At 58.9% G+C, this 7,019-nt stretch carries 9 protein-coding genes and 1 pseudogene; 5 read left to right on the forward strand and 5 right to left on the reverse strand.

Going from position 1 to position 7,019, the window contains the following annotated elements; genetic code table 11:
• The first annotated feature begins 817 nt into the window (after positions 1 to 817).
• Positions 818 to 1,057 (forward strand): AbrB/MazE/SpoVT family DNA-binding domain-containing protein, encoded by a 240-nt coding sequence (locus VGI36_21460; protein HEY2487720.1) that lies wholly within the window; start codon positions 818 to 820, stop codon positions 1,055 to 1,057.
• A gap of 329 nt (positions 1,058 to 1,386) precedes the next feature.
• Here the strand turns inward: VGI36_21460 and VGI36_21465 are convergent, their stop codons facing one another.
• From VGI36_21465 to VGI36_21485, 5 genes are all read right to left on the reverse strand, one after another.
• Positions 1,387 to 1,569: a hypothetical protein gene (locus VGI36_21465; protein HEY2487721.1), complete on the reverse strand. Its 183-nt coding sequence runs from the start codon at positions 1,567 to 1,569 to the stop codon at positions 1,387 to 1,389.
• 411 nt (positions 1,570 to 1,980) lie between these two features.
• A complete protein-coding gene (locus VGI36_21470) occupies positions 1,981 to 2,184 on the reverse strand; it encodes a hypothetical protein (protein ID HEY2487722.1) in 204 nt (67 codons plus the stop codon).
• A gap of 163 nt (positions 2,185 to 2,347) precedes the next feature.
• Positions 2,348 to 2,728 carry a cupin domain-containing protein gene (locus VGI36_21475; protein ID HEY2487723.1) on the reverse strand — a complete coding sequence of 127 codons (381 nt, stop codon included), beginning with the start codon at positions 2,726 to 2,728 and terminating at the stop codon, positions 2,348 to 2,350.
• A complete protein-coding gene (locus VGI36_21480; GenBank protein ID HEY2487724.1) occupies positions 2,725 to 3,186 on the reverse strand; it encodes a VOC family protein in 462 nt (153 codons plus the stop codon). Before VGI36_21480 ends, VGI36_21475 begins: the two co-directional genes overlap by 4 nt.
• Before the next feature lie 88 nt (positions 3,187 to 3,274).
• Positions 3,275 to 4,171: a helix-turn-helix domain-containing protein gene (locus VGI36_21485; GenBank protein ID HEY2487725.1), complete on the reverse strand. Its 897-nt coding sequence runs from the start codon at positions 4,169 to 4,171 to the stop codon at positions 3,275 to 3,277.
• 214 nt (positions 4,172 to 4,385) lie between these two features.
• Between VGI36_21485 and VGI36_21490 the strand changes: the two are divergent.
• The 4 genes and pseudogenes from VGI36_21490 to mobQ all read left to right on the forward strand — a co-directional run.
• Positions 4,386 to 4,538: pseudogene (locus VGI36_21490) on the forward strand (IS3 family transposase).
• Positions 4,539 to 4,850: 312 nt separating this feature from the next.
• Positions 4,851 to 5,204: a conjugal transfer protein TraD gene (locus VGI36_21495; protein ID HEY2487726.1), complete on the forward strand. Its 354-nt coding sequence runs from the start codon at positions 4,851 to 4,853 to the stop codon at positions 5,202 to 5,204.
• Between the two features lie 15 nt (positions 5,205 to 5,219).
• Positions 5,220 to 5,951: a type IV secretory system conjugative DNA transfer family protein gene (locus VGI36_21500; GenBank protein HEY2487727.1), complete on the forward strand. Its 732-nt coding sequence runs from the start codon at positions 5,220 to 5,222 to the stop codon at positions 5,949 to 5,951.
• A gap of 112 nt (positions 5,952 to 6,063) precedes the next feature.
• On the forward strand, positions 6,064 to 7,019 hold a 956-nt coding region (mobQ, locus tag VGI36_21505), incomplete at its 3' end, for a MobQ family relaxase (GenBank protein HEY2487728.1).

The following is a 7,019-nucleotide window of genomic DNA, read 5'->3' on the forward strand; positions in this document are numbered from 1 at the left end:
CGGTATCTGCATCGGCGATGTATCCATGAAAACCTTAGACCTTTAGATTCACGACTTAGGGTCTATCCGCGGCGATCGCATTCGTTGACCTGCCGTGTAAGTAGCAATGATAGGCGGCTGCAGTAGATGTCCTCTACTGCAGCCGCCTCGCGGAATGTGGGGCGATTTGCGAGACCTCCGACAGCTCCTAGAGTGCGGTTGCAAGTTGGCGACCCGGGGCTCGTGGTACCGCATCTGCTCGGCCACTTCGTACTGATGGCAGCCGATTCGAGGGCAATTTTCACAGATGCCACTTAGTCGCACTCGATATGCGTCGAACCCCTATCCGCCAAGGGTTTCGTGCCTTTTGACGATGAGCGCCAATTGATAACGACCACTCTGAAAAACTACCGATTTGTACACAAATAGGACACAGAAGTGGGCACACTTCTCAGGCTGCTTATGAGCGAACTCGCGAAGGACATCACCAAGTAGGAATAATTCTCGCTGGTCACGCTCCCGTGCTAGTGTCGACCAACTCTTAACTTGGCAGCCCGGACCTCCCGCCGCGCGCCTGCGATTTCAGTGATAAAGCGTTGACCAAGTCTTCATCGGACTCTTATTCAATCGCGCCTCAATGCTCACGTCGGCGACCCTATCTTTGTGGCTTTCTCGCGGTCCGCGCGTGCGCGTCTAGCCGCGCACATTTGCGGTTTTTCAGGGTTCGTCGGTCTTGAGCGGAGCCGCGCAACGGTGAGATAGGCGGTGCTTTGTGAATGGTCGAAATTTGGTGTATATCCGTTGTATATCTCAGTGAGCCTATAGAGAGAGGTCGATCTTGCGCACACGGGTTGCGAAATGGGGTAATAGTCTCGGCGTCAGAATCCCCAAAGCCGCCGCAAAGGAAGTGGGACTTGATGAAGGGGCGAATGTTGAGGTGAGGGTCTCCGGGCGAAATCTCGTCCTCGCACCCGCCCATCGCGAGTATAGCCTGAGCGAGTTGGTGGCCGGCATCACGCCAAAGAACCGCCACGGAGAGACTGACTGGGGCTCGCCGGTCGGTAGCGAGAGCTGGTGAGCCCGGCCCGCTACGTCCCGGACCGTGGCGATATTCTTTGGCTCGCGTTCGATCCGCAGGCTGGGCACGAACAGGCAGGGCGGCGTCCGGCGTTGGTGCTCTCGCCCGCGGCCTATAATCGTCGCGCGAGTCTCGCCCTCGTATGTCCTATTACAAATCAAGCCAAAGGCTACCCGTTCGAGGTCGCCCTGCCCAAAAATTCAGCCGTCTCGGGCGTGGTTTTAGCCGACCATGTAAAGAGCGCCGATTGGGTGGCGCGTCGCGCTCAGTTTGCGAGTAAAGCGCCGATGGAGGTGGTTGCGGACGTGACCGCGAAACTTCGCCCGTTGCTAGGCCTTTAGAGAGCCGAAAATGCCGCGCATATTCACAACCTTGATGCGTCCTTGCTCCCGGCCCTTCCCATGTTCCCGAACGGCACCGTTGGCTTTGTGTTCCAGCGTCCCAGCATCGCCAACAACGATGTGCACGATGTCGGCGGCCTCAAATTCGAGATCGTCAAACCGTTCGAGCACCAGCGGACAATCTCTTGCCGAAAGGTTTGCAGTCTGAAGAATCCGTTGGAGATGTCCGATCCGGCGCAGCTGCCTTCAAGAAGAATCCATTCTCAAACGCCACCTTCGAGATTGATTGCCTCGCGAGCTCGCCGGGTTGGGGCTGCGAGTTGCGTGAGCAAACGATCAGCGGTTGGCAGTCTATAAAGGACGATACCGATCCGAGTCAGCGATTCTCGAAAGGTCATTTCGAGCAACCAGGTTGCGTCATCGGACTGTTGACACTGGACGGTCCCGGCGATTCGAGCGAATATCGGCTTGGTGCTCTTGGGATGCGCGATCGGAGCTGGGGTCCCCGCTATTGGCAGGCCCCGGAATATTATCGATGGCTGACCATGAACTTTGACGAAACTACCTGTCCTTAGCGAAAACTTAAACCCGAACATATTGATGATGCAGCCCGCCAAGGATCGGAATCGACATGACATTGCCGACGCTTTGCCGGCGTCGAAAAAGCGGAGAATTCTTGTTCAGCGATAAGTGAGTGTGGACCGAGTTGTAGTACGAGGCGTAACTCTTCAGGACGCGGCGCAAGTCCGCCTCTCCGAACACCACCAGGTGATCATAGTCTGCCACTCACGTCACGCCGGATTGGGTTTTCGGTACGCACAACGCATCAAGCTGCTGGTTCGGTGGATCGTCTTGGCAAACGGAGTGACGATCTTGAACCCTTAATTCTCGAACATCGACGCGGTGCGTTGTGTCTGATTGCCGAGAGTCGCCGTCCTTCGATCCGGAGTCAAATTAGCCGGTTTCGCGTCTTTTTCTGAAAAGTAACGAACACCAATTCACCCCCCTGAACGGCGTCCACGCGATGCCACGTGCCGCGCGGCACCACGCATACTTCACCTCGATGAAGTTTGATGACGCGATGTCTCCTGCCTGCTTCGATCGTCACTGCTACTTCGCCGGACGCAAGAAAGAGAATCTCGTCACCTAGCGGATGAATCTCCCACCATCGCGCAGGCTTATTGATCTGTGCAGCGCCCACAAACCATCCACCGGTCTTCTGCGCGTGACCAAAGGCCGCGGGAATCTTGCCGGTCTTGGTCTCTCCCTTTGCGCCCAGAAGTACGTGTGTTCGTAGCAATTCGAAAGCGGCGTTCCTTGAGGTGTTCATACGCCCATTTTGATTCCTGGCGGGAGTTTCCATTGGTCTGCGGAGAGCTCTCGGCCGATTTGTGAGAATTCCCAGTGATGGCCTTCCCGATCAGTCGCACGATAGTAGCGGCCTCCCCAGAAACCCTCCGCGATTTCGCTTATGATTCCGGCACCCGCCGCTTTCGCACGTGCGTAATGACGATCGACGTCATCAACGTAAACTTTTACGGACTGCGTTAGGTAGCCGGCGCTCATCGGGCCGTGGACATCGTGACCACCCGTACTCGATACGCCGATCAGACCATCACCAATTTCCATCCAGGTAAGAACGAAGCCCTTCCCGGTGAGTCGCGCCTCGCTCCGTTCGCGAAATCCAAACGCGCGGGTGAGCCACTCAATCGCTTTGGGCACATCGTCGTACACGACTCCGGGAACCACGCTCGGGCTCTGCCAGGGCTGGGATTCATTTTGAGCCACGATAACCTCCATAGCCCGTCCTTGAAGAGTTGCCGACGGGAGACCCTAGCAATCTACGAAGTGATCAGAGCGATGTCTTGTAGAAAATTTACCTGCCGCCGGGGTGATCGGCCCGAAGACTCGGGCCGGCCAGGGACTGCAAGAGTTCTGTCGGAGTGCATCCGGCAAATGCGTTGAAATCGCGGATAAAGTGGGAGTGATCGTAATAGCCGCAATCCAGAGCGAGCTGGACCCAATCAACCGGTCCACCTCGCTCAATTGATTTGATCGCGCGATTGAAGCGCATAACACGCGCGACGGCCTTGGGAGGTATCCCGACGTAGTCTCGAAATTGCGCGATCAGGTGCTTCTGGCTACATCCCGCCTCGTTCGCCAACGATCTGATGCTGAGCAACCCATCCGCATCCCAAAGCTTCTGCCAAGCCCACGCGGTCCGCAAAGCTTGCGCCCGGACGCGATCGATCCGCTCGGCGATAATCGAATCCAATGTGGAGAAGCGTTTGTCCCAATCATCCGCATACAGTGCAACTGGGAGGATACGCGCGATTTCGTAGTTGACCTCATCAAGTTCGACGAAGCCGTTCGCAAGCTCATGCATCGGAAGGTCAAAGAGGATGTGCGCTCCGGCTGGTCTGAGGCGCACAACGACAACGTGCTGCGCTCCTGTTTCTTCGGTAAGGACGTAAGAGTCGTGAACCCCGATAACGGCCGCGCCGCGGTGCGTTGTCCAGTGCCGTCCTGAGGCAGGATGCAGCACGCGGAAAGGCTGACCCAGATTCAGCAACAACTCCACCTCGCCGGATGGCAGATGTCGCTCGCGTGCCAGATCAATCCTGCTCTTTAGGCCCAGATAACCGAGCACAAACGCCTGTAGTTCAGGATGAGGAGCACGAGTCGCCATCTCCCAGGTTCCGAACCCCGAATCGCCACGCGTGATTTGTGCGCGAGGTGAGCCTCCAAAGAGGTGTGAGGTCGGGGACTTCATGTGGGTCCACCCATAAACGATATAAGGATAGGACCGAAGGTGGGTCGAGTCGAACGCTCTTGCTTCAGCGATCCTCTTCTGAATGGCCATCTCGCGTGACTTGTCGTGCTCTGTCCTCTCGAAGGGCAACGAATTTCGGATGGCGAAGCCGGCCATGTGGCGGCGATCGAATTCCTCGAATGGACGCTCATCTTAACCGCGGAAGGAGCGGAAGATGAGATCGAAATTGGAGCGGCATTCAGAGGAAGCGGAAAAGGCGGTGCGCGACATCTGGCGGGCGACTCGACGCCAATATTCGCCTCAAGAGAAAGTCCGGATCGTGATAGCGGGCCTGCGCGGCGAAGACAGCATCCCGAAGCTGTGCCGCATAAGCAGCCGGAAGCACTCCGCGCAGGAGAGCCGTCGCGCTTTCCGGCGTAGGATCGAAAGCGATTCTTCTTCTGGACACTAATTATATAATTGCATAATTTTTCTTAGCAACAATACCGGGGTAGCTCACAGGTATCAACAATGGCTGACTACGGTTCCCGGATCGCCTCACTCAAGGCAGAACAGGCGCGTCTGGCTCAACGGCTATCCGAACTGGCGGCACAACGAAGAGAGGAAATCGGTAGGCTCGGCGTGCTCGAAACCGAGGACACGGTGTTCACCGGCCTCTTCCTCGAGCTCAAGGCAGCAATTGCAAGCTGCAGCGCACGTCTCGCGCAATGGCGCGACGCGGGCCTCCGATTTCGGTCCGGTAAGTCTGAACGGCAACGCGGCACGAACGCTCCGCAACACCCGCAGGGCGCTGGTCCGGACCGAGATGCGTAGGGCTCGGATCACTACCGCGGATCGAAAGGCCGAGACGCGGCGCAAGATCCAGCTCGGCGGGCTGATCATCAAAGCCGGCCTCGCCGCCGAGGAACCCGCCGTCCTGCTCGGAATGCTCACTACAGGCGCCAGGGTGCTGAGAACTCCCAACGCGGCAGATTCACGGCGGCGCTGGAAGGAGATCGGGGACCGGGCCTTCGGTTTAGGTCCGTCGCCCTGAATTTTTTACCCTTTGATGCTCGCCGCCACGGTTCCAATCGCCCTCGTCGGAATCTGGGACAACGGCCTCATGGGCTACTCGATCCTTGTGGGATTCGGCCTCAGCTTGATGATGGTACTCCATGCCAACACGTGGCCGGAGCCGCTATCTCGCCGTCAAGCGGTACGCGTCATTCTCGGCGCGTTGCTGAACTGCGTGTACCAGGCACGCGGGCGGATAGGAGGGTGGATTCTGTTCCTGCTCGATGGTAGCGCGGCTCGGCTACTTGAGCATTCTGGAACCGCGCGCGACGCCGAGTGCAACTACGGCGTCAATCTCCGCCTGCTCCATCAGTCGCTCGGACAGATGCGCGGGAGTTTCGGCGAGGCGGGGCAGCCAGCCTGGTCCGATTCCGAGTTTCTGAAGTGCTTCGCGTCGATTCAGGATCTCGAGACCGCGGAAATGCTCTCCCGCGCCTGCGGTGCGTTCACCGCGCTCGGCGATTCGTTCGCGGGGGGAAGCGGAGCGTCGTGGTGCGACTACAATTCGCATTCGCGCCAGCAGTCGAGCAGCCGCCAGCAAGTCGCCCGGCGGCTCATCAAGCCCGAAGAGATCATGCGGCGAACTCACGATGATGAGCAGATCGTGCTCATCCGCAACGCCGCGCCACTCTGGTCGGGCCGGGCGATCTACTTCCGCCGGCCCGAGATGCTGGTGCGGGTCCGCCTCCGCAAAGTCCAACCCCTCAGGTCCAGGACATCCAAATAGGGAGGAAGGCCGGCCACCGAGCAGGCAGCTAGGGTCCGAAGTCACGAAGCGAGAGCGCAGTTATATGTCGCTTGCGACATAGCGCGGAAAAGAGCGAGCGCGGAAAGCAGTAATGGCCATCTACCACTTCACCGCCAAGGTCATCAGCCGCAGCAAAGGACGCAGCGCGGTCGCCGCCGCCGCCTATCGCTCCGCCTCCCAGATTCACGACTATCGCCAGGACCTCACCTTCGATTACGCGGCCAAACCCGACGTCATCCATTCCGAAATCCTCGCTCCGGACGGAACCCCAGAGTGGGTTCGCGACCGCGAGCTGCTCTGGAATGCGGTCGAGGCCGGCGAAAAACGGCGCGACGCGCCGCTCGCCCGCGAGGGTGAATTTGCGCTTCCCGAGGAGCTGAACCGGTCAGAGGCGATCGCGCTCGCGCGCGAGTTCGTTGAGCGCGAGTTTGTCGCACGCGGGATGGTTGCCGACCTCAACGTTCATTGGGACCAGGGAAATCCGCATGCGCACGTGATGCTCACGATGCGGGAGCTGACGCCTGACGGCTTCGGCCTGAAGGTGACGGAATGGAACCGGCGGGAGCTACTTGGAGAGTGGCGCGAGCACTGGGCCGATCTGGCGAATCAGCACCTGCTGCGGTCGGGGCTCGACATTCGGATCGACCATCGGAGTTATAAAGACCAGGGCGTCCGACTGGAGCCGACCAGCCACATGGGCCGTGCGGTCGACGAGATGCCTGCTCGTGGCGAGCAGCCGGAGCGCTTCCGGCAACTGGAGCAAGTCCGCGAACGCAACGCCCGGAGGATTGAACAACGTCCCGAGATCCTTTTCGACAATCTGACCCGCCGGCAGTCGACCTTCACGCGATGCGACATAGCTCGTGAGGTCTTCCGTTACATCGACGACGGCGCGCAGTTTCGAAACCTGATAGCACGCGTCGAAGCCTCACCCGAACTAGTCGCCCTCGGCGCTGTGGCTCACTTAGCAGAAGATACCCGATATACGACGCGGAGCATGCTGCGAGTCGAGGAACGGATGGCCGAAATCGCGTTCGAAATGGCGGC

This window comes from Candidatus Binataceae bacterium (genome assembly GCA_036495685.1).
Lineage (GTDB): Bacteria > Desulfobacterota > Binatia > Binatales > Binataceae > JAFAHS01.